A 25,147-nucleotide genomic window follows, 5' to 3' on the forward strand; every position below is an offset into this window, starting at 1 on the left:
GTATCTGTTGCCTGTTATCTACTAATTGTTAACTGTTCTTTTGGCACACAAAAAAGCCCTGCTAATTTCGCAAGGCTTTCTCTTATCTCTCATTCAGCTTGTCTTTAACGACTATTTCTCTTCGAAACGCTTCGCCAATTGATAGAATTCATTCACTTGTTCTTTGAGCTCTGTGGAGTGGTCTTTCACAGAATGCGTTGCTACTAAGTTTTGCTCTGCCGTCGAGGCGATAGACTGCATATGCAGATTGACCTCACTCGACAGCTCACGTTGCTTATGAGCAGAACTTTCAACAGACTGCATGAGTTCATTCATGGATTGCATTAGGTTTTCGACTTCCGACAAGCGCTCTGCACTCACCTTCGCAACATCACCACACGCGTCCGTTTGCTCTCGGTTCGCCAGAATATCTTTTTGCCACCCTTCAATCGTCGTTAGCATGGTATCGATGCTCTCTTTGATCTGAACCGTAGCCTTTGAGGTTCGACCCGACAACGCACGGACTTCGTCTGCAACGACAGCAAAGCCTCGTCCTTGCTCGCCCGCTCTCGCCGCTTCAATCGCAGCGTTCAAGGCCAACAAGTTGGTTTGTTCGGCGATTCCACCAATCTCTTCCATTATCTTACTTACGCTCTGCGCTTGGTCGCTCAGTTGGTAAGTCGTTTGAGTCGCCTTTTCGGCCTGAGAAGCTAGGCTCTCTAAGTTTTGATGAGTTTGATTAATACTCTCTTTAGCGCCAGCACAGGTTTGCAAAGTCACATCGACAATCTGGTGCGCCTCTTCTGTGCGAGAAGATACCTCATTGGCGGTGACTTCAACCTCTTCAGTCGCCTCTCGTACTTGAAGAATGTCTTTTGTTTGTTGATCTAAGGCTTCTGATACTTCAAATGACGTGGCATTCAGGTTGTCAGCCAAATCTTGTAACGGCTTGGCAGAGTCTGTCATACGACCTAATACGGTGCGGATTCTTGCAGACAATAGTTTTAAGTGAAAGTCGGCAATAGAGAACTGACTATTACCTGAATAGACAAAGCGACTGACACTATCGAATTTCGATTGCAGCTTTTTCAACTGCAGTGGGGTATCTATCAGCTCTTGTCGGAAAAGTAACGCCAATGCTGAAACGGGAAGTAGGCTCAACAACCATTGTGATACTTGCCCTACTTCAACGAGATTTGAAATCAGAGGCGCAGCCAAAGAGCCTAGCAACACGGCGTAACGAACACTGTCACTAATCTTTAAGGACCATTGGCGACCCGACTTTTCAGCCTTCAAGAGGCCTTGATAAGCCTTGTCTGCAACTTGTATCCATTCATTCTTTGGCTTAACACGAACAGACTGGTAGCCACTCACCTTACCATTGTCGTAAATCGGAGTTACGTAAGCATCGACCCAATAAAACCCGCCGGATTTGGTTTTGTTTTTTACGATGCCACGCCACGCTTTACCTTGCTTTAGGTTAACCCACATATCAGCAAAAGCGGCTTTCGGCATATCGTTATGCCTTACGATATTGTGGTGTTGCCCTAGCAATTCTTGTTGGCTGTATTCCGCTATGCGACAAAAAGCATCATTACTGTACGTAATCACACCTTTTAAGTCAGTGGTAGAGACAAGTTGTTCGTTTTCGCTGAGAAGCGTTTCACGAGATTGAGTAGATGAGCTGACAGTCATTATATTAACTTAGGTTAATTATTATTTTAGGCGAGGAATATATACAATTATTAAAGTTATGACAAAATGTGAACGTCACATTTTGTGTAAATGCCTGCTATTTATACAAATATTAGCTAAGTACCTCACAAAGCTAATAACTTCACATACCTTCTCGAGCTAACAGTCACGACTCATCTAAGTTTACTGCAGTGGTAAATTTCACGGTTCTCATTGAAACAGAGGTATGGAATTTACGAATATTCAGATCTTTGCGCAGTACTCGCTCCACAAAGTCTTCGTAGGCTTGAATGTCTTTGACCGTCACAATCAGCATGAAATCAAAGCTGCCTGATATCTGATAGCACTGCGTGACCTCTTCTGCCTTTGAAATAGAATGGCGAAATATTTGATAAATATCCCCTCGGTCACGCTCCATTTCCACGGACACAACCAAAGTCATCTTACTACCAGTCAGTTCTGGATTAATGATGGACACATCACCGACTATCACGCCCTCTTCTCTCAGCCGTTTCACTCGCTTTAAGCAAGCAGGCGGTGACAACCCGACCAGCTCAGCCAATGTCTGATTAGGGATTCTGTTGTTCTTTTGCAGTTCAACCAGAATGCTTCTATCTATACGGTCAATCACCATAATTTCTTAAACCAATACATTTATGACTTATAATTTTTAATACTACGATAATTAAAAAATCTATCGCAACTTTAAAGGTCAATTTAGAAATCTGAATCACAACAATCACGGTAAGATCTTCTCATACCAAACAATCGAACCATGGTCGTAACTATGAAATCAACCTATCAATTTTTTAAAGAACTCCTTAGAGAGATTTTCGATGTCACCTCGACTCTTTTCCGAATCATGATTCCAATTATCATCGTGATAAAGGTCATTGAAGAGCTCGGCGGCATCGTGATTCTTAGCGAATGGCTGAGCCCAATAATGGAAAGCGTCGGCTTACCGAAAGAAATGGGCTTGGTATGGGCAACCACCATACTCACTAACATCTATGCGGGGATCATTATTCTCATCAATTCCGACGCTCCCTTAACGGTTGCTCAAGCCTCGGTTTTAGGCAGTATGATGCTTCTCGCCCACTCACTGCCGATTGAAGGAGCGATAGCCAAAAAGGCAGGCGTGAGCTGGCTGGCTACGCTGTCGGTGCGAGTCGGTGGTAGCTTGGTGCTGGCATGGCTACTCAACCTCAGCTATCAATACGGGGATTTGCTCAACTACCCAGCAACCGTGCTTTGGCAGCCGGAGGTATCAGGAGACACAAGCTATTTGGGTTGGGCAGTTGAACAGCTCAAGAGCTTTGCGGTTATCTTCATGGTGATTTCAGCGCTATTACTGCTACTCAAGGTTTTAAAGATTCTCGGCATTGAAAAGCTCATGGCAATATTGTTAAGACCGTTCTTGAGACTACTAGGAATCAGCAAGGACGCAACCAACCTAACGATTATAGGAATCACGCTAGGTCTTTCGTTTGGCGGCGGCTTATTGATCAACGAAGCCAAGAAAGGACATATCTCCGCGAGGGATGTATTCACCGCAATCATGCTGCTCAACTTGCTCCACAGCTTGATTGAAGATACGTTGTTGATCATGCTCATTGGGGCAGACTTCTACACCATATTTTGGGGAAGGTTGGTATTCTCAGTGCTGGTTATCGCTTTAATATCCAACATCATTAAGCGCATGAATCCGAGCACTTGCGAACGTTACTTTTATCGCGATGTCTCTCAGTCATAAGTAAAAATACCAACGAGACTAAAAGAAAAAGAGCTCAAATACGGGCTCTTTTTGCTACTCGTCGATCCTATCACCGCCGTTATTGTTAAATTTCACGTCATTGAAACACTGAAAGTTACTCTCAATACCCTAATTATTGATATTTCGAGTGAAAATAATTTTAGCATGGGTATTTACTAATGACTCAGTTATTACATGCGTATTTTAAAACACCGATAATAAAAAATTATCTTATTATTTAGAAGCCAACTCCTTTTATAAAGCGCCCTCCAGAATAATAACCGCATTCTAATCAATGTTATTAAACATCCAAACTATCAGATATTCATTCAACAAAACCCATTAAATAACTGATAATAGAATAAATAACACTCCTTATTTTATATTAACTCTAAATGTTGAAACCGGAACGAATAATTAATTGTAATAATTATCTATTTGATTGGTAAATTTTATAAATATATTTTGTTACATAATCAAAACTGATGGCTCTTATGACTATGTTCCTTATAACAGCGCCTCTTACAACCGAGACTCGTACAACTAGGGCTCTTACAAAAACACCCAGAAAAACAATGGCTTTAATGGTTCTAATTTTTTCCTCACTGTCACAGGCTTCCACTATTGAGAACGACGAACTATTGCTGAAGTCATTGATTAAACGAGGTGTTATATGTTCAGGCTTAACCTATGAGGAAAATCAAGAAGCTTTGCGTATCTATCTCAACGCTAAAAAAGTAAAGAGCACTCCGTTTGATTCAAAAAATAGAAAAGAGACAACCAATACAAAAGAGATAGAAGGTAAAAAACATACAACAAACACACGTCAGTTAAATAAGACACCACGAGAGTGTATTAGGCCAAACTCGGAGAACAGATCCGAATAAGGCAAGTTGATACTGATATCGACATGGAAATATAAAAAGGAAATATAATGAAAATGATGAGAAAAACATTGTTGGCTTCAGCAATGCTTACTCTATTTAGCGTCAGTGGTTATGCAAAAACACCTATTGATTTAGGCGTAGTTAATGAAGACAAACTCATTGAAATGCTAGTTAGACAAGGCTTAGTCGACCAAGATGCAACCGATGTGGCAAAGCAGGATGCACTTGACCGTTACTTGAAAAATAAAATCAATTCTGGTTTTAAAGGCGATGCTCAATTCGGTAAAAAAGCACTTGAGCAACGCGCGAAAATACTCAAAGCCATTGAGAAAGGATCTGGCGTTAAAAAGGTCAGTGTCTTTGCTTTGGAAGTCGGCACCAAGCGTACCGATAAAGTACTCGCTCTATTGGTCGATTTCCCTGATTTGAACTGGGATAACAACAAGCTGACTGAAGAGCACACGCAGATGCTCTACGAGAGCTACAACCCAGAGCATTACCAAGAGCTGTTGTTCTCAAATTCTGGCTACACAGGGCCCAATGGCGAGAACCTAATCTCGATGCGCCAATATTACCAAAGCGAGTCAGGTGACAGCTACAGCGTTGCAGGTCAAGCGGCAGGTTGGTATCGCGCCTCAAAGCCCGCTTCATTCTATGGTGGCAACTCCCCTACCACCGACAACGACCTAAACGCCCAAGAACTGGTTCGTGAAGCGCTGAATCAACTGGCTCAAGATCCGAGTATCAACCTAGCCGATTACGACATCGAAGATCGTTACGATTACGACGGTGACGGAAATTTCCGCGAACCCGATGGTGTGATTGATCACCTGATGGTGTTTCATGCATCGGTAGGCGAAGAAGCCGGTGGTGGCGTGTTAGGCCCTGATGCGATTTGGTCTCACCGATTCAACCTTGGTCGCACTCATGTACTGGAAGGTACTTCTAGCTCGCTTCCAGATCGATTTGGTGGCCAATACGCGGCGTTCGATTACACCATTCAACCGATTGATGCGGCTGCGGGTGTTTGTGCCCACGAATATGGCCATGATTTAGGCTTACCAGACGAGTATGACACGCAATACACAGGCAAAGGCGAACCGGTTTCTTACTGGTCAATCATGTCTTCGGGGAGTTGGGCAGGTCAAATTGGCGGTACACAACCAACGGCATTTAGCTCTTGGGCAAAACACTTCCTACAGAAATCGATTGGCGGCCGTTGGGTTAACGATGATCAGATCTCGATTAATGACCTAGAAGACAACCCACAAGTGTATACGCTGTTCCAAACAACGGATAACAGCCGTCCGAACATGATTAAAGTGGATCTTCCTGAAAAGCAGATTGAAGGTCTGAAACCCTTTGAGGGCGAGTATTCATTCCACTCTCAAAAAGGCGATGACCTTAAAAACAGTATGACTCGCAAGTTGGTGATCCCAGCGGGTGGTTCTGCTCTGCTTTCGTTCAAAACTTGGTATGAGATTGAAAAAGACTACGACTTTGCGCGCGTGCTAATCAACGGACAAGCCATTGCAGGCAACATTACCTCAATGGACGACCCATACAATACTGGCCTCGTTCCTGCTATTGGCGGCGAGTCTGGCGGATGGATAGACGCTGAGTTCGACGTTTCACAATGGGCAGGCCAAGAAGTTGAGCTGTCTTTTGAATACATCACCGATGGCGGCTTAGCAATGGAAGGCTTCTATTTGGATAACCTCAGTGTGGTCGTTGATGGTGAAGTGACTCCAATAGACGATGCTGAAAGTAACTCCACCTTCGCCCTAAATGGCTACAAGCTGAGTAATGGATTCCATCAAGCGCAGCACTACTATCTATTGCAATGGCGCAGCCACATGGATGTTGATGAAGGCCTAGCGAACATCAAACGCATGGGACAACTGATGTCATTCGACCCAGGCTTGATCATTTGGTACGTCGACGAATCACTAACTGACAACTGGATAGGTAAACACCCTGGTGAAGGTTGGTTAGGCGTGGTCGATGCAGACCAAAATGCCATGGTGTGGGCAAACTCTGGTGAAGTAGCTCAAACACGCTACCAAGTTCGAGACGCAGCGTTTTCACTCAAAGATCATACTCCAATGCGTCTTGTAAACAGCGACAATGATGTACTCGAAGATACCAGTTTGGTTGGCAATGCTAGCTTCTCGGATGACCAAGATTACACATCGCCTCAAGCACCAGATTCAGGACGTATCCTGACGGAGTTTGGTTTAGCGGTCGATATTGTGAATCAAAGTGATAACAACGAATACGGCGTGGTTCGCTTATCTAAAGTAAGCCAACACAACGTCGCTCCTACTGCGAACTTCGAGCTGAATGTGACTGACCTGAACGTTTCAGCACGTAACTTCAGCTCAGACCAAGACGGTGAGATCACCCGTTACCTATGGGACTTTGGGAACGGCACAACAAGTAACGAAGTGGCACCAACTTGGTCTTACGAGCAAGCGGGTGAATACACGGTGAACTTGACTGTTGTCGACGACAAAGGCGCTACCGATTCATTTAGCTCCGTAGTGAGTGTTGAATCTCCAAACGCCCTTCCAGAAGCGAGCGCGAAGTACATTCACTTGGGCCGCTGGGTCACCATGTGGTCTACAAGTTCAGACAGCGATGGTCGTATTGTTGATACCGAGTGGACACTTCCAAACGGAAAGGTCAAACGAGGTCGCACATTCACGTCAATTTTCCCTTCATACGGAAAGCACGAGGTGACACTCAAGATAATCGATGACCAAGGTGGGATTACCACCAAAACGATTTTGGTCGACCTGTAAATCATCGCAGGCTCTGTCATGCGTATTTACAACACAAGCTTAAGTACTGTTGTTACAGGATATAAGCCAAGACAGCAGTTTTAAGAAAACGTTATTATTTAAGCCGTAAGCAAAAGCCCTACCTTATTGGTAGGGCTTTTTATTTGTCTGTGTTTGGATAGCATCATTAGTACTGTAAATCGGTTACCGTAGCAATACGTTCAATTTTCAGCGGTTCAACTGGTCCTTAAACCGGTTGTTTTTGAATGTGTGATTTACGTGCGCTGAACGCGAACAACAAGATAACAGCTAACACGAATGGTAAGACATAGATATTGAGGTTCTGCCATCCAGCTGTCGATTCTAACCAGCCAGAGAGCATGGCGGTAATCGTCACACAACCAAAGACAATAAATTCATTAAACGCTTGTGCCTTGGCTTTGTTCTGCGATTGGTAAGACTGACTAAACAAACCCGTGGCCGCGATAAACATGAAGTTCCAACCGACACCTAGCACAACCAAGGCCGCTCTGAAGTGCCAAATAGATTCGCCATGAATGTTAATCGCGATACAGACAACGAACAGCACCCCGCCTGCTAAGATCATCATTCTTGAGCCAAACTTCTCGATAAGTGAACCAGTAAAGAATGCAGGTACAAACATCCCCAACACATGCCACTCAATCACACCCGCCGCTTTAGTAAAGTCAAAGCCACAGCCAATCATTGCCAATGGTGTTGCTGTCATCAGGATATTCATCACCGCATAAGCGACCATGGCAGCAAACACTGCGCCAATAAAGTTAGGTGCTTTCACTATCACACTGAGAGGATCGGATTTAGGCGCCTGACTATTAAAAGAGACTTTTGGGAATTGAATGGTTTGTAAGATGAGTAACGCAAGAATGTTCAATCCAATCAAAGAAGCAAAAGCACCAATGTACAAGCCATCTTGCGACCACTGCTGAGACATAATCGCCAAGTTTGGCCCTAATACTGCTGCTAGAACGCCACCAGCCATAGAGATAGATATCGCTCGATGACGGGCATTTTCATCACACACCTCGATTGCAGCAAAACGATAAAGCGTGCCAAAACCTATGCCTATCCCAAGTAAGAACGTAGCGAAACAGAACAGATAGAAGTGTTGTTGAGACAGTGCGTAGGTGGCAAGACTAGCCCCTGTAATGCCAACCACATTACCAATGCTAAACCCTCGCTTTCTCCCTAACTTGCCAGAAATTAAAGATGCAGGAATAGTGGCTGCCATTAAACCCAAAAACTGCAGTGCAACCGGCAAGGTAATCATGCTGACACTGGGCGCAATCTGCTTACCGATCAAACCAATCACAGAGATCAGTAATATGTTACCCGTCATCAACAGGGCCTGACACAGTGAGAGCAGCCAAACATTTCTATTCATCTTCGTTCCTAAATATGAGCACAGTTGGTCAATAGACCAAAAATTCAACAAAGTCGCAACACTTTGTTACTCATAGCAACTCTACAAAGCGACCAATAGACCAATATAAAGTGTTACCACCATATGACTTTGATTAGCGTTACTTAAGACACTAGAGTTGAAATTATCATTACTTAAGATAATAATAATTTTCTGTTATTTATTGGCTTTGTTGTTTATAGGCTTTAGCATTTGAAGGTGAGTATGATTAATCCACTTTGGCTCAATACGTTTAAGACTCTGGTTGAAGTTGGACATTTCACCCAAACGGCAGAAAAGTTGTACATGACACAACCAGGAGTCAGCCAACACATCAAGAAGCTTGAACAAGCTTGTAATTGTGACCTGCTCTCTCGAGAAAATAAGAGCTTCGAGCTGACCGAACAGGGTCGGATTATGTATCGCTATGCGCTCAAGCTAGAGAAAGACCAAGAAGATCTTTTTGAGTCTCTGAGTTTTGATAATCCTTATGCTGGGCAATGTCACTTGTCTTGCTCTGGCTCACTCTCTTTACGTCTATATCCCAAGCTTCTTGAACTTCAACAGCAACACCAAGAGCTCAGCATTAACTTAGAAGCAGCTCCAAACAAAAAGATATTGAATGACCTAAGCGAAGGCACTACCGATATCGGCATTGTTAGGCATTCCCCGAACGACAGCTACTACCAAAGCCAAGTCATCGGCAAAGAAGCACTGTGTCTTATTGTCCATCACAGCCTTGCTGATTTAGAGATAACGCCGCAAGTACTTCATGACATTGGCCTGATTGCGCACCCAGATTCTGCACACTATCTGTCTTTGTATTTCGACCTGTGCGGAGATAAAGACTTAGCGAACATCAACGTTAATGAGATACCAAGATCTGGCTACATCAATCAGCTTCACCAGATCTTGCTACCCGTATCAAAAGGGTTAGGTTTTACCGTGTTACCGGCTGGCGCGGTTGAGCACTTCCCAGAACGAGACAAGCTACACGTTGTGGCGCCAAAGGTAGAAGTTGAGGAAACGCTGTATTTGGTTCAAAAACGAAACCGAAAACTGCCGCACAGATACGATACGGTTGTTGAATTGATCAAACAGAACGTGAGTGGTTAGTTCGGTATAAATAGATTTAAAGCCTTTAGCTAGCTCATTATTTCGCTGTAAGAACTAAAGGCTTTAATGTTGAAGTGATATTTTTAAAAGACAACTACTCAGAAGCGCCAAGCCCCTCTTTGGCTCGTTCAAAGTCGTAATTATCTAAAGCACTTTGAACATCTTTGAGAACCGCAGAATCTGGATACTGTGCCAGTAACTCAGTCACATATTGCGTTGCATCGTTATCATAAGCTTCCAGCAGTGATAGCAACTGAGCATGCTGTTCTGACGTGATGCTCGGTGAATCAGAGGTATCAGCAAGACTCGCATCGGCTTCTTCAGTACTTGTCGTATTGAATCCCTCAACACCAGACACATCAAAGCTGATCTCAACTGCTTTAGTCAGTTCGATTAACCTAAGTTCACCTTGCTTAAGATCTTCTTCATCACACGCCTTGTTATGAGCTTTGCTTTCTAAATCACTGAGTAACTCTGCCAATCGCAATCCACCAATCGCAGCTGCCATGCTTTTTAAGGTATGAAGATTACGCTCTAACGTCTCCCATTCACCTTGTACTAAATTATCGAAAGCTTCCGACATCATGTCTGGCGAGCCTTGGCAGAACCTATCAAGCATTTTGGCTTGCAGCTGCACATCATGATAAGTCAGTTGCTCAAACCTCGACTGAGAGAAAACAGGCGGTTCTATGTGAGTATCGGAGTGTAATTCCGCACTCTCAACAGAATCACCTGTCTGGATCGCATCTGAAGACGTGTCTGATGGCGCTCGACCTTCAACTAATACCTCAGGAACAATGTAACGAGTAATCAAAGACATCGCTTTATCAATAACAATTGGCTTATCCAAGAAGTCCGTGACGCCCGACGCCCTCGCTCGTTGTTTCGCATCAGCAAAAACATTGGCCGACATTGCAATAATCGGTACATCTGTATCGAACTCACGAATCAAGCGGGTTGCTTCAAAGCCGTCCATAATTGGCATTTGAAGATCCATGAAGATTATTTCGTAGTCGTTGTTTTTAGCTAACTCCAGCGCTTCCTTTCCGTTTTCAGCAAGATCGGCATTCAATTTGGAACGACTGAAAAATGCTAAGGCTAGATCTTGGTTCAGATCATTGTCTTCAACCAATAGCACCCTTTGGCCTTTGAACTCTATCTGGTAATCCAGTTGCAGCTCTTGGGCTTTGAAGTCGGCTAACGCATCCGAGCTTGATCGTGGCAATGTCAGTACAAAGGAGAACTCACTGCCTTGCCCGTAAACACTTTCCACAGTAATTTGACTGCCCATCGCATGCACTAATTTCTGGCTAATGTTGAGCCCAAGCCCTGTACCGCCAAATCGACGTGTCGTTGTGGTATCCGCTTGGCTAAAGGCTTCAAACAGCTTGTGACGGTTCTCATCCGAGATGCCTATCCCGGTATCCATCACACTCACTTTCATGGTTAGGCTGCTATCGTTCGAGTCAAGATGCTCCACCGTTAACGCTACGCTGCCTTTTTCCGTAAACTTAATCGCGTTGCCCACAAGGTTGAGTATGACTTGGAACAACCTCAAGGGATCGCCTTGTAATGGCGTGTCTAATTCTGGGTCGATGACCATCGACAAATTGAGTTGTTTCTCAGCCGCTTTCGACTCCATCAACTCAATCACATCTTTAAAGGTCGTTGCGGGATCAAATGGGATGCTATCAATGGCAAGCTGTCCCGCCTCTATCTTAGAGAAGTCGAGGATGTCATTAATGATGCTTAACAGTGAATGCCCCGAACGGTGCACTTTCTCAATATAGTTTCGAGCAACAGGATTAGATATTTCGCCAATGGCCAGATAAGACAAACCAATTATTGCGTTCATTGGCGTTCTAATTTCGTGACTCATATTGGCTAAGAATTCCGATTTAGCTTGGCTAGCCAGATCGGCTCTCTGTTTCTCTTCTTCAAGTTGTTCGTTTAGGCGTTTCATTTCTGAAATATCGAATGCCCAAAATAGTGTTGCTATCTCGCCATCTAGCTCAAACAAATAATAGCTGACGAGCGCGACGAAACGGGTTCCGTCAGACTTTCTTAGCACCAACTCTCTGTTTACCACCTTTCCATTGAGATTAAGCTCCTTATGTACATCGTCCCGAACGGCTAAGGAATCATGAATAGCAGCCGCATCGATAGAATCAAGATCCAGATCTTCAACCCCAAACAGGCGTTTCGCAGTATCGTTGGCATAGCGAACCTTCTCTTCTAACACAACACTAGCGGCGATTGGAGAGCTATTTAGCATGTTGTAGAGTTGGTTCTGCGCCTTTTCTAGAGCTTCGGTCGCTTCCTTAGCAATAATGATCTGCTTAGTTAATTTACGATTCCAAAAAATAATAAGAAGAAGGATCACCAGAGAAAAAACCGAAATGGTGTAAACCAATTGATAGTCAACTCTCTCTATCGCTTTGGGTGCCGCCCACTTTGCTGAGATTTTCTGATGTTCTTCAGCCGAGATGCTGCCTATCGCTTTGTTCACAATAGACAACAGTAATGGCTCAGACTTGATGACATGCAGTGTTGGAGACAAGAAGAAATCTAATCGACCGATAATGCCAATTCCTCGGTAGCCAAAGGAGTCGATTAAGTAATTTAGGACATCAACGGTATCAATCATTGCATCAAACTCTCCCGAGTCGACACGTTCTAAGCCATCATTGGTCGATGGCACCATAGACCAATTGATATCAGGGTAACTCTCTACGATAGCTTCTGTGTTGGCTCCCCCTTCCAAAATACCAATGTTCCATCCAGTCGCTTCTTCTAACACAAGGCTATTCACATCTCGTCTTGAGGCAATGGCCAAGCGACTAGAAAATAACGGTTTACCCGCCTTCACGCTCTCGCTAAGTGAACGATTCTCCACAGCGGCCGAGACAAGGTGCACTTTTCTATGATCAACGAGTCGTCGAGTCTCCTGCCAACTGCCGACATCAACATGTTCCAAGCGTAAACCTGTTTTCTGTTCGATCAGCTTTAGGTAATCATCGATCATGCCGATGTATTCCCCTTTGCTCGATACTGCCTCATAAGGCAAAGAGTTAGGATCAATACCGATTTTTAATACTGGATGAGACTTTATCCACTGACGTTCATTTTGACTAAGATTAAGAAGTTCACCGGCTAAGTTGTTTGATTGGTAAATATCTGAAATATAACGCTTTGCGCCATCTCCGAATGAATTGAACTGCTCAATGGCTGGGAAATATACATAGCTTCCTTCCACGGAATCCACATCGAAATAGAACGTCATAAACCCAGCATTGGTGCTGCCCGTCTGCGTTTTATAGCCAGCGCCTTTCGTCACGGATGACAATTTAGAGGTGTTTTTCTTGTCCAATGATGACGTTGATACATCTCCTAGGAACCAAGATTCAAGCGGTCGCTTATTATTATCAGCCAGTGCCGAAATCACCGTGAAGGTATTATCTGCATCAAATATGTCAAAAATCTTAGGCAATTCGTCAAAGCGGTCATTGACGATAAAGTACGCTGAGATTTGAGCAATAATATCGGCCTTCTTCAAAACTGGAGTCAGGTCGTTCTTAATTTGTCTTCTAAGGATTGGCTCAAACTCACCGTCTTCCCTTTTCAGGTTTGCCAATGCGGCGTTGAAGCGGTCTCTTAGTTCGGCCCCCCTGAAATCCACGTAGATGGGATAACTGACTTTATAATCTTCATGGAGCTGTATCTCGCGCATTTCAATAAACCGGGTATTGGTAACAAACCAGGTTAATACGCGCCTTTCTACCATCAGAAGATCAACATTTTGAGCTCTCAGCTGGGAAAATGCCGACTCTAGGCTGTCGAGATCTTCTATCCGATCAATGCTCAATTGGCTTTCCAACACTTCTACAGAGTTTTTAATCGGCGATGTTTCATCGAACAGCAAAGCACCCAATGACAAATTTTTTGCCGACTTCAAATCCAGCTTACGCCTCTTTAATGACACTGGCACAAAATCAACATCCATCACCTTGTCACTGACAAAGTGCAATGAAGAGTCATCCAGTTGAACGCCAGAAACAAACGATATTGAGCTATTGCTATCAATGGCTTGACGAGCCGCACTACGCGGCAAAGTGACAACGTCACCCAGTCGATACCCCATATCGTTCAATGCCCTTTGCATAATGTCATGCTCTAAGCCAACAGAAGTACTGTCTGGATACATGTAAGGCGGGTTGCCGAATCCAAATACACCTTTAATGGGAGAGCGATAAGGCGAGTCATCTAACCATTTAGATAAAATACGGTTCTTTTTACCGATATCAAACGTTGCAATCTGTTGATTCAACAAGTTAAGCAACTCATTGTCGTTTGAACGAATAACCATGGCTGCTTTGATACTCTTCCAGCGATCAAGTACATGGTTGACCGCTAAATTCTCTACTCCGCTTTTATGAGCAAGATCCATGGTGGTTACAGGTTCAGCCAGTAAGCCATCAACCGACCCATCTTCTAATGCACGAATAGCATCAATGGCCGTATCGAACTCAACTCTCTCAATCGAACTAAGCTGCACGCCAGATCGCTCAAGGTCGATGCTTTCACGAACCATGGCAATTCGTCTCTTGGCCTCTTGCTCAATTTTATTGTTGAGGTGGTCATCGGTAGGAAGAATGACGGCAATTTGGTACGAGATATAAGGATCGGTTTGAAGGAAACGACCTCCTTCGCTGGGATCAAACTGTTGAAAAGGAAACACATCGCCTTTCCCGTCTAACAAAGCTTGCTTTGCTTCAGCGTGAGAATCTACGCTGATGAAGTTGGTTTTTACGTTGAAACGCTCTTCAAGATCGTAAGCCCAATCTCGAATAATCCCGTCGACTTTTCCGTCATCACCAATAAATGAGTAAGGATAATGACTGGATAGCGCAACAAACGTGATTTCACGATCAGGGTCGTGCCATAGGTTTGGTTGTTGCTCTGGAGCCGCCTCTGCGTTGACGCTAGCGGCACGAACAACGAATACAACAAACAAAATTATGGCGATGACATAACGCTTACCCCACTTACCCCACATCTGCCAGAGGTCACTCATCTTTGAACTTCTCTTTAATCTCTAGAATCTCAGGCAATTTAATGAAAAACAGATCAACGATAGTCGGGTCAAAATGCTTACCTTTCTGCTCAGTGATTAAGGCCAAAGCATCTTCGACACTCCAAGCTTTTTTATAAGGGCGTTCTGCAGTCAGTGCATCAAACACATCAGCCACAGCAGCGATTCTGCCAACCAATGGGATGTCTTCCCCTGCCACTTGACTTGGGTAACCGGAACCATCCCATTTCTCGTGGTGATACTGCGCCACTTGAATCGCCATGCGCATCAGTTTTGAATCACTTTGCTGCCCTAAAATCTCCACACCATACTCGACATGTTTCTGCATGATCGTCCACTCTTCCGCATCGAGTTTTCCGGGCTTAAGTAACACGTTATCAGGAATACCTATCTTACCAATATCGTGCATTGGCGCCGCGTCTCGGAGCGTTTCGGCATCTTCGTCAGTCATGCCCAACGCCTTGCCCAACACCTCACAGTAGTGGCTCATGCGCTTAACGTGCATACCCGTTTCGTTGTCTTTAAATTCCGCTGCTCGACCTAAGATATTGAGTGTCTCAAGTTTGCCTAGGTTTATCTCGACGGTTTTGTCTTTCACTTGATGGAACAATGCTCGTTGTTGGTCATACAAAGCGATGTGGGTTTTGACACGCTGGAGCGCGATTTCAGGCGTGATAGGTTTCGTTAGGTAATCGACAGCACCTAAAGACAAGCCTTTCACTTCGGCTTCTGGACCAATTGTGGCAGTCACGAAAATGATAGGAATGTGAGCCGTATTCGGCTGAGCTTTAAGTTGGCGGCACACCTCGTAACCATCGATGTCAGGCATCATGATATCAAGGAGGATAAGGTCTGGCTGCGGCACCATCTTCGCGATCTTGATACCAATTGTGCCGTTAATCGCTACTTTCACTTGATAAGTATCTTTGAGTATTGCCGTTAACACATCCAAGTTACTTGGGGTGTCATCCACGACTAACACTATGGGTTTCCGACTCATTGATACCTCGTATACAAATCAAACAGTTATAACCCTAGTGTAGAACGGTTTTTAGAGGTTAAGCAGAAAAAAAAGCAATTGATTTTCAAAAATGAAGAGTAGATCTGTGAGTGACTTCAAACTGGCGTTATTAGAAGTACGACCAGTCAATATTACGTCAGTTAAGTTATTATAATACAAGGGAAACCACCTTTGAATTGCAACATTTCACTAACAACAAAAACACTATCCGAAAACAAAAAGAGCTCCTCATATGGGAGCTCTTTTCATTCAACGGCTAGAAAGCAAAACAACCGAGTTATTCAGTAATCTAACGACCAGAATAATACATACAGATTCGAACACCATCGAACTCACGAATCTCAAATGGGATCTCGTAGATAGACTCCATCACTGATTTTTCAACCACTTCCGAAACCTTACCCGACTTAACCACTTTGCCTTTCTTCATCGCAACAATGTTATCTGAGTAACAAGAAGCGAAGTTGATGTCATGAATCACGATAACGACCGCTTTATTGAACTCATGCGCTAAACGACGCAACGTCTGCATAATTTCGACCGAGTGTTTAATATCAAGATTGTTCAGTGGCTCATCTAAGAACACATAATCCGTATCTTGCGCCACAACCATCGCGATAAACGCCATTTGACGCTGACCGCCACTCAACTCATCAAGGTATTTATTTTGGATGTCAGTAATGCCAAGGTGTTCTAGTGCTGTATCGACGATCTTATGATCTTCGTCTTTCAAGCGACCTTGAGAGTGTGGGAAACGACCAAAACAGACCAACTCACGAATCGTAAATCGCATATTGATGTTGTTTGATTGTCTTAACACGGCAAGGTGCTTGGCTAGCTCTTTGGTATCCCACTCAGCCAGTAACTTATCGCCAATGACCACTTCACCTGCGTCACTGTCGGTTAAGCGGCTCGCCATTGAAAGCAGTGTACTTTTACCCGCACCATTTGGGCCAATGATAGAAGTCACTTCGCCTTTCGGGAACATAGCACTGGCATCATCAACCACGAGTGACTTGCCATACTTCTTACTTAAACCTGTTAATTTAATCACTACTTACTACCTTTACTGAATTCTGGTGCGTAACAACAAGAACATAAAATACAAACCGCCGACCAAGTTAATAATCACACTCACAGTGGTTTCAAACGCCATCACTTTTTCGATAAACCATTGGCCAGAAACCAATAGCACGATCGCTAGTAAGCTGCTTGCGATGATAAGCACACGATGCTGATAAGATCGGAATATCTGACGAGCTAAACTCACGGTGATTAAGCCAAAGAACAGCACAGGGCCAACCAAAGCCGTAGACACCGCGACCATCACTGACACAATCACCAAGGTAATCTGAGTCAGTCGTTTAGTGTTCACACCCAAGCTTGTTGCGTTATCTACGCCAAGCCAAAGTACGTCAAGCTTAGGCGCCAACAACCACAGGCCAAGCAAGCTCAAACCTAATGGAATAAGGCTGAGGTAAACCAGTTCGCCTTTCACGTTATTGAAGCTTGCGAACATCACATTCTGCAGCACCGCGAATTCATTGGGATCAATCAACATCGCCAAGAAGTTAGACAAACTCGAGAATACGCTGCCACATACGATGCCTATCAACAGCAGTGTGAATACGTTGTTTCGCTTGCTCTTAAAGTAGAAATGGAACAGAGCAAACGAGAACAAGATCATCACAGTCACAGACATCGAAAAGTTTGCGATTGAGTCAATTACCCAGAAGCTAGCACTGCCAAACACAAACAGAAGTACCGTTTGTACCAGCATATACAAGCTGTCAAAGCCCAAGATGGATGGGGTTAGAATTCGGTTATTAGTAATGGTTTGGAAAACCAGTGACGACGCCGAGATCGCTACCGCCGCCAACACAATCGACAGCAGTTTTGGTAGTCGCAGAGACAAGAAGAACTCATAGTTATCCCAAGTAAGCCCCTGCCCGATGAATAACGCTGTCATACCCAAAGACGCGATAGCCAGAATCGCAATTTTTACTGAATCACGCATTCGACTTGTCTCTCATGATTAGGTAGATAAAAATCAAGCCACCAAAGATGCTGATTACCATCGAGATTGGAATCTCATAAGGGAAGATGACGATTCGAGCTAACAGATCACAAGCCAACACCAAGATCACGCCCCAGTAGGCCGTCCAAGGCAGAATCTTCTTCATGTTATCGCCCATCATCAGCGACACGATATTCGGCACGATAAGGCCAAGGAATGGGATAACACCAACGATCATCACCACAGAAGAGGCGCAGATAGCGACCAATGCAACACCAATGAAGACGATCTTCTGGTAATTCAAGCCGATGTTTTTCGCGAAGCTCTCACCAATGCTCGCCGCACTGAACTGACTCGCAAAGTAGTAAGCCAGCACACAAGCAGGCACTGCGAGATAAAGGATTTCATAGCTGCCCTGCAATACGCTCGCAAAGTTCGCCATCGTCCATGCAGACATGGTTTGTACTAAGTCGTGTTTGTAGGCGATAAATGTGGTCAACGCTGAAACCACATTGCCATACATGATGCCGATCAAAGGCACCAATACCGCGTTCTTAAACTTGAGGTGTTGCAGGAAGCGTACCAATAGCATGGTGCCAAACACTGCAAATGCGAAGATAAAGCCTAAGTAGCTCCATTGCGCAGCATTGCCTAGCACGAGAATACCGACTATGTAGCCCAACATCGCACAGTCAATGGTGCCCATCGTCGAAGGCGCGGCAAACTTGTTCTGTACGATTTGTTGCATGATCAAACCAGAAACACTCAATCCCGCTCCGGCAAGCACGATCGCGAGTAGTCGAGGGATCCGACTAACAATATAAATAGAGTTGGCGTGTTGGTTGCCATTGAAGAAGTCACCAAAACTGATTTCAGCGACTCCAATCATCAATGACGCAACGCATAACACAACAAGAAATACAGCAGCTGCAATGGGTTTCAACATAGAAATAATACTAAAGGTAGGTCTCGGGTAGCCCGTATAAAAAAGTGAAAAAGGGCTTATAAGAACACTCTTATAAGCCCGAAAATCTGATGGTTAATAACTATTGAATCGTACGTTCAATGTCACTAAGCATTCTGTGAATCGCCGTCACACCGCCACCAGCCAGATACCAAGCACTTGAATCAAGGTAAACGATGTTGCCGTGCTGCGCTGCAGGTGTTGCCGCAACCAGTGGGTTATTAAACAGTTGTTGAGCGCGTCCTTCTGATTTGCCAATCGCTTTTTCGCGGTCAAGCACGTAAAGCACTTCAGGTTTTGCATCAGCAATGTATTCAAAAGAGATTAAGTTGCCGTGTGTTCCTTTGATCGGAGCCACGGTTGCACTCTTTGATTCCACGAAACCAAAGTCATCAAAGATGATTGAGAAACGGCTGCCTTTGTTGAACATCGCAATGTTGTTGCCGTTGTTCATTAGCATCATTGCTGAAGTTTCGTCAGACGCTACTTTGTCGTTTACCGCAGTAATAGAAGCTTGAGTCTCTTTAATGATCGCTTCGACTTCAGCTTGCTTACCAAAGATGTCGCCTAGCGCGCGCCAGTTTTGCTGAGCATCAGCCCAGTACTTGTCGCCTTCAATAGAGAACATGATAGTAGGAGCAATTTGTGCCAGTTTGTCGTAAACCTTAAGCATGCGGTTTTCCGCGATGATGATGTCAGGCTTCAACATGTAGATAGCTTCAAAATCAGGTTCGCTTAATGAGCCTGTATTTGCCGTCGTATCTTTGTACGAAGCTAGGTAATCAGGCAGCAAGCTATGAGGCGCGCCAACTGGCTGTACACCAATTTTATCAAGCACGTCTAAGCTACCGTGGCCTAGAACCACCACTCGCAGTGGTACTTCAGTAAACTGCGCTGTGCCTTTTACATGCTCAATAGTGACGGTTTCCGCATGCGCGGTCATCATGAATGATGATGCTAAAACGATGGCAAGCCCGCTCAATAACTGGCGAACTGAATTGATTGTTTTCTTCATGTTTCTTCCTTTGCCATTGATACAAACCACCACTCATGACAATGAAAGTCACACTACTCATAGACGAGCATGGGGCGTACACAACTGCTAAATAACGATAATTTAAAGTCTGTCATTGGATTGACAACAAACTTGTAACGCAAGTGAGAACTATTATCAATTATATTTGCACTAATTTGGCGACACAACAACTTTATTATTCAGAAACGTAAAAGTCAGTATTCATATTTTGTTAGGCTGCTAACAATGGCAGGTATGAATGCACAAAAACGGCCATATAACGAGGATATGGAATGGAGAAGCCAAGAAGAGAACACACCAATGGCCCACGATATTCTTTGCGTGAACCATAAAAACGGTTGGTAAGAAATTTAGGTTTTAATCCTTATTTATCAAAAGATAATAAAAACTCAGCGTTTACTTGAGCATGCTCGAGTGCACTTCTTTTCCGCGACGAGTCAGGGAGTAAATACGGCTCTCACCTTTTTTCACCAATCCACTATTCACTAACTGCCTTAAATGGAAATTGAACTTGGTATGGTCTTCAATACCCACAACGCGGCATAAATCCATGAATTTTAACTTCTGATGAATACTCAAGTGGTTCAACACCGCACGTCGAATTGGGTTAGCTAATGCACTAAACACCTGGTCGTTACTGCGCTCTTCCACAGGAGTCTGCGGAGATCGTTCCGCATAAACCCTTCTAAGCGTTACCGACAGTGCCGCCAAATTAAAGGGTTTGGTTAAGAACTCGTCCGCCCCTTTTTTCATGGCATCAACGGCAACATCCACAGTCGCGAACGCCGTGGTTATCACAATCCCGATTTTGGGTTGCAATCGGCGCAAGTTAGATAGGGCTTCAACACCTGTCATGCCACCCATCACCACATCAAACAAGGCAAGATCAAACGTCTCCTCCCCTGCTGCATCCAACGCGTCTTCTGCGTTATCAAACGCGACAACGTCAAACTCTTCGAGTGCCAGCGCTTCGACCAACACTTCTCTTAATTGCTCATCATCTTCTGCAAGCAATAGCTTTAATTTCATTGGGTTGCCTTAGGTAGTTGTAGTCGCACCATGAGTCCGTTCTCAATATTATGCAAGGCAAGTTCACCATGATGTTGCGTCATAATTTGTCGGCAGATAGCCAGTCCCATTCCTGTCCCCTTCCCTACTGGCTTAGTGGTAAAGAAAGGTTGCATCACTTTCTCGATCACATATTCCGGAATGGCAGGACCACGATTGGTGAGCTCTATGATCACATTAGAGCCCAATGGGTACGCTGAGATAGAAATACTCTTGGTATGCTCACTCGCATCAACAGCATTTACCAGTATATTGACGAGCACTTCTTCTAGATGAATCGCGTCGCCATGCACTTGCAGCTTCTTACTAACATCCAATTCGATATCAAAGTCTGACAGTCGGTATTCCACCAGCGAAAGCGACGATTGACATAAACCTCGCACACCAACAGCTTTGAATGACACCTTTCGATGATGGGCATAATTCAACACTTCTTGGCTGATATGGGCTGCGCGCTCGATACCACTGCGGATCCTCACCAATTGCCTAGCCACATTCTCATCATCAGGCAGTCTTTTCTCGAGTAAGTCGCAACTCATCATTGCGCTGCTCAGCGGTGTTTTCACTTCATGAGCAACAGCTGAAGTCAGCTCGCCTAATTCCTTAAGCTTATCGTCTTGAAACGAGCGGTGCACCATGGCTTCAATTTGCAGTTCTCTTTCTCTATCGAATACTCGCAGCGCTTTCCACAAGAAATGAAGCGTTGCCAAAGCACACATTGTTCTTAAAAAGATAACCCAGATGCCGTATTCAGAGCTCAAAATGCCCGAAGTAATACCATAGAAGATCAAAGCAGCGCCGGTATAAACAAAAGGAGACGCAGCTTGGTGCTCAACATCATAAAACTGTTTGCCGTAAATGATCATGGTGACACCAGCTAACAGGCCGGAGCCTAAGCCGAACAACACTCGGATGTGGCTATTACTGATGTTGATGTAGTCGGTAAATGCTTGCTCATCAAAGCGATCAACCAAACTCAAAGTAAACGCGACCAGTAACAGCCCAATGAAGATCTTGCCCCACTTCACCCAACGCCAGTCAAACAGATCCAGCATTTTCCAACCAAAGGCGCCTAAGGCGAGGTAAGAAAAGAGTAACTTGAATACCTTGAAGAGTTCGATCGACTGAGAACGTTGAAATTGGTCTTGATAGAGAATCAAATAAAGCTCAGACCATTCATGAACACCATGAACAAAGCCAAAGATGGCAAGGATCGGGAGAAGTTTGGAGATACTGATCTGGCTGTTTTTATAGTTTCTAAAGACAACAGAAAAACCGATGGCGAAGAAAGCCAAACCGTAGATCAGATAAAGGGTAAATACGACTAATATATCCATAAGCATTAAGTGTAAACAAAGCCCCCAAGCCCTGCAATCACAACACTTGACCCAAAAGTTACGATTTGTAATTTACAATGTAAAGATGATATATAACAGCCACTTAAGATTGAGTGATTTTGCCATTTAATTTAAATCACTAATTATACTGAAGACGGACAAATGAAAAACCAAACCTCAGTCTGATATCATGGTCAACCCCCGACCTTTGCTCATTTAACCTTCAGTAAGCGATGGCAAATCACTCAAAAATATTTTTAAATTTAATTGAAAATATGGTTGTAATTTTAAAAACTAGGCGTATAGTTCGCCACCTGGCTCTAATCTATAGAGCTGTTAATGCTAAAGTAAGTCCAAGTTCCACATAGACAGTTCTCGATTCCCTCGTTACACCATCTCTGCGTCAGCTTTCACCCAGATAGTCATTCAATAGCTTTTAAATTCGATCCTACTACCGATCTCTCGTCATTCGCTCTTTTATCAGCGAAGTCAGAATAGATCGAGCACTTAAATACAAATGTAATAAACACAAGGCACAGTTATGTCACGCAGAACAACACGACAAACCCATTGGTACCAACTATCACGCGAAAAAACAGTCAATAAACTAAAAGGTAATAAATGCTCAAGATTAAAATAGACTTACACAAAGAAGAGATTTCATGGGTCACCGAGATTCGACAGCTCAATAGCGATATACTCCACCGCCACATATTGCCCAAGCTACAACATCACAGTTATCTCATCGACTTTGAATTTAATGAACGAGAAAGCATCGGAACTATCGTTTCAGGCAACGGAAACACCCTAGGACATTTCACACTCCTATAGCATTTCCCAAAGGCTACAAAAGAAACACCATCTAGTCCCAAAGATGTAAAAGATGTCACCCTCAATTCGCTCTAGCAGAACAAAATAGAGTAGAAGTAAAACAGATCAGAAACCTAGCCCTTTTTGCATTTCACACGCGGCTAACGCTAGCTAGGTTATCGTGCTTCTATTGAAACCAACTTATATCAAACTCTGAATCACCAATGAGTCATTATCAGTGCATTCATGGACTAATAAGTTAACGGCATCGACCTTAACTTCTGATCAAGAGTATATAAGTGTTCTGCAGCTTGCATGTGTTGAGGGTAATCACTGAATTTCTCGCGATTCTCCTCATTCATCTTACATGTCTCATCCACCAGCATTAACTTCCAATACAGCTTTGTTGTATGCAGCATCGCCAGTAACGGTTTGAACACCTCTTTCTCATAAGCTTGAATCAACTCTTCAATCAACTCGTCACGTTCGTCTTCGCTTGCGATTGAACCCTCGATTGCCGACAACACTTTTTGATACTTCAGGTTTTGTTGCAGCTTATCCATGACCGTTTGGTTTTTTTCCGCTAACTCAACAAGCTTCGACTTAATGATGTGTACCCAATTTGCTTGGCTCAGTACTGTGTCATCAACGCTGGTAAAGTCTTCTCGTATTTGGCGTTCAACGTCTTTTTGAGCTTTCTTTAAAACCGCACGCACCTTTTGGAAAGGCAGCTGATACTCCTTACTTAGCTCGATAATCAGTTTATGAAAACCACCGTTTGGAAGGTGTAAGTTTTCCTTAAACGTCGCCATTGCAGCTTCTTGCTGTTCGGTAAGGTGAGTCATTCTGTTTCCTATTCTTCATTACTTATGGTGCTGAGCCCGCGATCATACCACTATTACCCTCGTTTTTTCGGTAACTTGATCAGTTACACCTCGCTATGCCGTTAAATTCTCTCAGCCCTTTCTCTTTTGGCTAGTTATTAATCCATATGGCATGAAATGGTAAATCTCCACCGGCGAAAATTCGTACATTACGTGCTCAGGGGATATCGCCAGACAGGAGTCGTTACTTACATATGAAAGACAACCGCGAGAAATGAGAAGACAGATGACCTATTCAGAATACAAAGAATCCGATTTGCATAAGTGCGTAAGCATTGGTTCAGAAGCAATGGTATCCATTGCCAAATTTGCCTTTAAAGCCACTACCCTTTTATTTCGATTTTTCCGCTGGCTTGTCGTATCGGCTTATACCTACGTGATGAAGTAATTCTATATTAGAGTCGTTGTTTTCATTACGACTTATCTAAATACCCCAAAGCGCGCCCTATTAGGTCGCGCTTTTTTTGTGCCCAGTTTTATACCTCACTTTATACCTAGATTTATGCCAAAAGTCCGAGTGCATTTTATATCGTCAGTGGCGCTAAATGGTAAAACTGACCATCGAATAAAAACCATACTACACCTGTTCCAACGAAACAGACTTCTAACTTATACAGGTACTAAAATGAAAAAGATTGCACTTAAAATTGTAGGACTAACGGTTTTGGCTTCTGCGCTAACTGGTTGTATCGGTAGTAACGCCGTAACAGGGAAAGTGATGAAATTTAACGTTGAAGTTGTCGATAACCGCTATGCTCGTGCAGGTGTAAACTTCTTATTAGCGCCTGTATACGGTATTACTACCGCTGCAGACTATGTCGTATTCAACTCACTTGAATTTTGGACAGGTAAAAACCCTATCAGCGGTTCGCCACACGTATTTGATACAAAAACAGATACACACTTCGAAGTGAACGACGACCTAGACCCAAGCCTGAAAGAAGCCCCTGTAGGCCCAATTTCAAACAATCGCACCATTGAAACGGGTGAGATGATTAAGATTGACGAAAACATAATTCAAATGGACATCGTCTATACCTCTGGTGAAACAGCGACTCTAACGGGCATCAAAGACGGTCAAAACGTTACCTATTACATGGATGGTCAGCTTGTATCGCAAACGACTATTGCTGAATTAGAGAAGATTCAAGGTACTGAAGCTTAAGGTTCATCGCCCACAAAGAGTTCAAACTTAGACAGACTTTGAAGCTCATAAAATAGAACAAGCCCGGCAATTGTCGGGCTTGTTTGTATGTGCTCTATT

The 25,147-nt window shown here is 43.8% G+C and carries 18 protein-coding genes; 6 read left to right on the top strand and 12 right to left on the bottom strand.

Features of this window, described 5'->3' with window-relative positions:
- Positions 1 to 111: 111 nt before the first annotated feature.
- Positions 112 to 1,674 (bottom strand): PAS domain-containing methyl-accepting chemotaxis protein, encoded by a 1,563-nt coding sequence (locus tag MSG35_RS00960; protein ID WP_248382501.1) that lies wholly within the window; start codon positions 1,672 to 1,674, stop codon positions 112 to 114.
- 166 nt (positions 1,675 to 1,840) lie between these two features.
- Positions 1,841 to 2,308 (bottom strand): Lrp/AsnC family transcriptional regulator, encoded by a 468-nt coding sequence (locus MSG35_RS00965; RefSeq protein ID WP_048606174.1) that lies wholly within the window; start codon positions 2,306 to 2,308, stop codon positions 1,841 to 1,843.
- 153 nt (positions 2,309 to 2,461) lie between these two features.
- On the opposite strand from MSG35_RS00965, the gene MSG35_RS00970 reads away from it, so the two are divergent.
- From MSG35_RS00970 to MSG35_RS00980, 3 genes are all read left to right on the top strand, one after another.
- Positions 2,462 to 3,427: a hypothetical protein gene (locus tag MSG35_RS00970; protein WP_248382502.1), complete on the top strand. Its 966-nt coding sequence runs from the start codon at positions 2,462 to 2,464 to the stop codon at positions 3,425 to 3,427.
- A 575-nt stretch (positions 3,428 to 4,002) separates the two neighbouring features.
- A complete protein-coding gene (locus MSG35_RS00975; protein ID WP_248382503.1) occupies positions 4,003 to 4,314 on the top strand; it encodes a hypothetical protein in 312 nt (103 codons plus the stop codon).
- Between the two features lie 47 nt (positions 4,315 to 4,361).
- Positions 4,362 to 7,118 (top strand): immune inhibitor A domain-containing protein, encoded by a 2,757-nt coding sequence (locus MSG35_RS00980; protein ID WP_248382504.1) that lies wholly within the window; start codon positions 4,362 to 4,364, stop codon positions 7,116 to 7,118.
- 226 nt (positions 7,119 to 7,344) lie between these two features.
- Here MSG35_RS00980 and MSG35_RS00985 read toward each other — a convergent pair whose 3' ends face one another.
- Positions 7,345 to 8,520: an MFS transporter gene (locus tag MSG35_RS00985; protein ID WP_248382505.1), complete on the bottom strand. Its 1,176-nt coding sequence runs from the start codon at positions 8,518 to 8,520 to the stop codon at positions 7,345 to 7,347.
- A 243-nt stretch (positions 8,521 to 8,763) separates the two neighbouring features.
- On the opposite strand from MSG35_RS00985, the gene MSG35_RS00990 reads away from it, so the two are divergent.
- The gene (locus MSG35_RS00990) at positions 8,764 to 9,654 is read left to right on the top strand and encodes a LysR family transcriptional regulator (RefSeq protein ID WP_248382506.1); all 891 of its coding nucleotides are present in this window, start codon (positions 8,764 to 8,766) and stop codon (positions 9,652 to 9,654) included.
- Between the two features lie 94 nt (positions 9,655 to 9,748).
- Here MSG35_RS00990 and MSG35_RS00995 read toward each other — a convergent pair whose 3' ends face one another.
- The 8 genes from MSG35_RS00995 to MSG35_RS01030 all read right to left on the bottom strand — a co-directional run bounded on the left by MSG35_RS00995 (position 9,749) and on the right by MSG35_RS01030 (position 22,189).
- On the bottom strand, positions 9,749 to 14,710 hold the full coding sequence (locus tag MSG35_RS00995; protein WP_348983475.1) for a transporter substrate-binding domain-containing protein: 4,962 nt from the start codon (positions 14,708 to 14,710) through the stop codon (positions 9,749 to 9,751).
- Positions 14,711 to 14,720: 10 nt separating this feature from the next.
- A complete protein-coding gene (locus tag MSG35_RS01000; protein ID WP_248382510.1) occupies positions 14,721 to 15,746 on the bottom strand; it encodes a two-component system response regulator in 1,026 nt (341 codons plus the stop codon).
- A gap of 310 nt (positions 15,747 to 16,056) precedes the next feature.
- Entirely contained in the window at positions 16,057 to 16,821 is a 765-nt protein-coding gene (locus MSG35_RS01005) for an ATP-binding cassette domain-containing protein (RefSeq protein ID WP_017061894.1), read from the bottom strand.
- A 12-nt stretch (positions 16,822 to 16,833) separates the two neighbouring features.
- Positions 16,834 to 17,784, bottom strand: coding sequence for an iron chelate uptake ABC transporter family permease subunit (locus tag MSG35_RS01010; protein ID WP_136978264.1), 951 nt, complete (start codon positions 17,782 to 17,784; stop codon positions 16,834 to 16,836).
- Positions 17,777 to 18,730, bottom strand: a complete 954-nt coding sequence (locus MSG35_RS01015) for an iron chelate uptake ABC transporter family permease subunit (protein ID WP_248382511.1) — start codon at positions 18,728 to 18,730, stop codon at positions 17,777 to 17,779. Before MSG35_RS01015 ends, MSG35_RS01010 begins: the two co-directional genes overlap by 8 nt.
- A gap of 100 nt (positions 18,731 to 18,830) precedes the next feature.
- Positions 18,831 to 19,763: an ABC transporter substrate-binding protein gene (locus MSG35_RS01020; RefSeq protein ID WP_248382512.1), complete on the bottom strand. Its 933-nt coding sequence runs from the start codon at positions 19,761 to 19,763 to the stop codon at positions 18,831 to 18,833.
- A gap of 417 nt (positions 19,764 to 20,180) precedes the next feature.
- Positions 20,181 to 20,813, bottom strand: coding sequence for a response regulator (locus MSG35_RS01025; RefSeq protein WP_048610910.1), 633 nt, complete (start codon positions 20,811 to 20,813; stop codon positions 20,181 to 20,183).
- Positions 20,810 to 22,189, bottom strand: coding sequence for a HAMP domain-containing sensor histidine kinase (locus MSG35_RS01030; protein WP_248382513.1), 1,380 nt, complete (start codon positions 22,187 to 22,189; stop codon positions 20,810 to 20,812). The genes MSG35_RS01025 and MSG35_RS01030 overlap by 4 nt, the downstream gene beginning before the upstream one ends.
- A gap of 621 nt (positions 22,190 to 22,810) precedes the next feature.
- Between MSG35_RS01030 and MSG35_RS01035 the strand changes: the two genes are divergently transcribed.
- The gene (locus MSG35_RS01035) at positions 22,811 to 23,020 is read left to right on the top strand and encodes a hypothetical protein (RefSeq protein WP_004731601.1); all 210 of its coding nucleotides are present in this window, start codon (positions 22,811 to 22,813) and stop codon (positions 23,018 to 23,020) included.
- 230 nt (positions 23,021 to 23,250) lie between these two features.
- Here MSG35_RS01035 and MSG35_RS01040 read toward each other — a convergent pair whose 3' ends face one another.
- A complete protein-coding gene (locus tag MSG35_RS01040) occupies positions 23,251 to 23,844 on the bottom strand; it encodes a hypothetical protein (protein ID WP_248336013.1) in 594 nt (197 codons plus the stop codon).
- Positions 23,845 to 24,508: 664 nt separating this feature from the next.
- On the opposite strand from MSG35_RS01040, the gene MSG35_RS01045 reads away from it, so the two are divergent.
- A complete protein-coding gene (locus tag MSG35_RS01045; protein ID WP_248382514.1) occupies positions 24,509 to 25,048 on the top strand; it encodes a DUF3332 domain-containing protein in 540 nt (179 codons plus the stop codon).
- Positions 25,049 to 25,147 lie beyond the last annotated feature (99 nt).

Origin of the sequence: Vibrio sp. 1CM23M (genome assembly GCF_023161755.1) — a bacterium.
GTDB lineage: Bacteria > Pseudomonadota > Gammaproteobacteria > Enterobacterales > Vibrionaceae > Vibrio > Vibrio coralliirubri.

What these genes read in the sequence shown, in the direction of transcription:
- MSG35_RS01035 (WP_004731601.1), top strand. Translation starts at nt 22,811, where the DNA reads ATGCTCAAGATTAAAATAGACTTACACAAAGAAGAGATTTCATGGGTC.
- MSG35_RS00960 (WP_248382501.1), bottom strand. Translation starts at nt 1,674, where the DNA reads ATGACTGTCAGCTCATCTACTCAATCTCGTGAAACGCTTCTCAGCGAA.
- MSG35_RS00995 (WP_348983475.1), bottom strand. Translation starts at nt 14,710, where the DNA reads ATGTGGGGTAAGTGGGGTAAGCGTTATGTCATCGCCATAATTTTGTTT.
- MSG35_RS01020 (WP_248382512.1), bottom strand. Translation starts at nt 19,763, where the DNA reads ATGAAGAAAACAATCAATTCAGTTCGCCAGTTATTGAGCGGGCTTGCC.
- MSG35_RS01015 (WP_248382511.1), bottom strand. Translation starts at nt 18,730, where the DNA reads ATGTTGAAACCCATTGCAGCTGCTGTATTTCTTGTTGTGTTATGCGTT.
- MSG35_RS01010 (WP_136978264.1), bottom strand. Translation starts at nt 17,784, where the DNA reads ATGCGTGATTCAGTAAAAATTGCGATTCTGGCTATCGCGTCTTTGGGT.
- MSG35_RS01000 (WP_248382510.1), bottom strand. Translation starts at nt 15,746, where the DNA reads ATGAGTCGGAAACCCATAGTGTTAGTCGTGGATGACACCCCAAGTAAC.
- MSG35_RS01030 (WP_248382513.1), bottom strand. Translation starts at nt 22,189, where the DNA reads ATGGATATATTAGTCGTATTTACCCTTTATCTGATCTACGGTTTGGCT.
- MSG35_RS01025 (WP_048610910.1), bottom strand. Translation starts at nt 20,813, where the DNA reads ATGAAATTAAAGCTATTGCTTGCAGAAGATGATGAGCAATTAAGAGAA.
- MSG35_RS00965 (WP_048606174.1), bottom strand. Translation starts at nt 2,308, where the DNA reads ATGGTGATTGACCGTATAGATAGAAGCATTCTGGTTGAACTGCAAAAG.
- MSG35_RS00970 (WP_248382502.1), top strand. Translation starts at nt 2,462, where the DNA reads ATGAAATCAACCTATCAATTTTTTAAAGAACTCCTTAGAGAGATTTTC.
- MSG35_RS00980 (WP_248382504.1), top strand. Translation starts at nt 4,362, where the DNA reads ATGAAAATGATGAGAAAAACATTGTTGGCTTCAGCAATGCTTACTCTA.
- MSG35_RS01045 (WP_248382514.1), top strand. Translation starts at nt 24,509, where the DNA reads ATGAAAAAGATTGCACTTAAAATTGTAGGACTAACGGTTTTGGCTTCT.
- MSG35_RS00990 (WP_248382506.1), top strand. Translation starts at nt 8,764, where the DNA reads ATGATTAATCCACTTTGGCTCAATACGTTTAAGACTCTGGTTGAAGTT.
- MSG35_RS00985 (WP_248382505.1), bottom strand. Translation starts at nt 8,520, where the DNA reads ATGAATAGAAATGTTTGGCTGCTCTCACTGTGTCAGGCCCTGTTGATG.
- MSG35_RS00975 (WP_248382503.1), top strand. Translation starts at nt 4,003, where the DNA reads ATGGCTTTAATGGTTCTAATTTTTTCCTCACTGTCACAGGCTTCCACT.
- MSG35_RS01040 (WP_248336013.1), bottom strand. Translation starts at nt 23,844, where the DNA reads ATGACTCACCTTACCGAACAGCAAGAAGCTGCAATGGCGACGTTTAAG.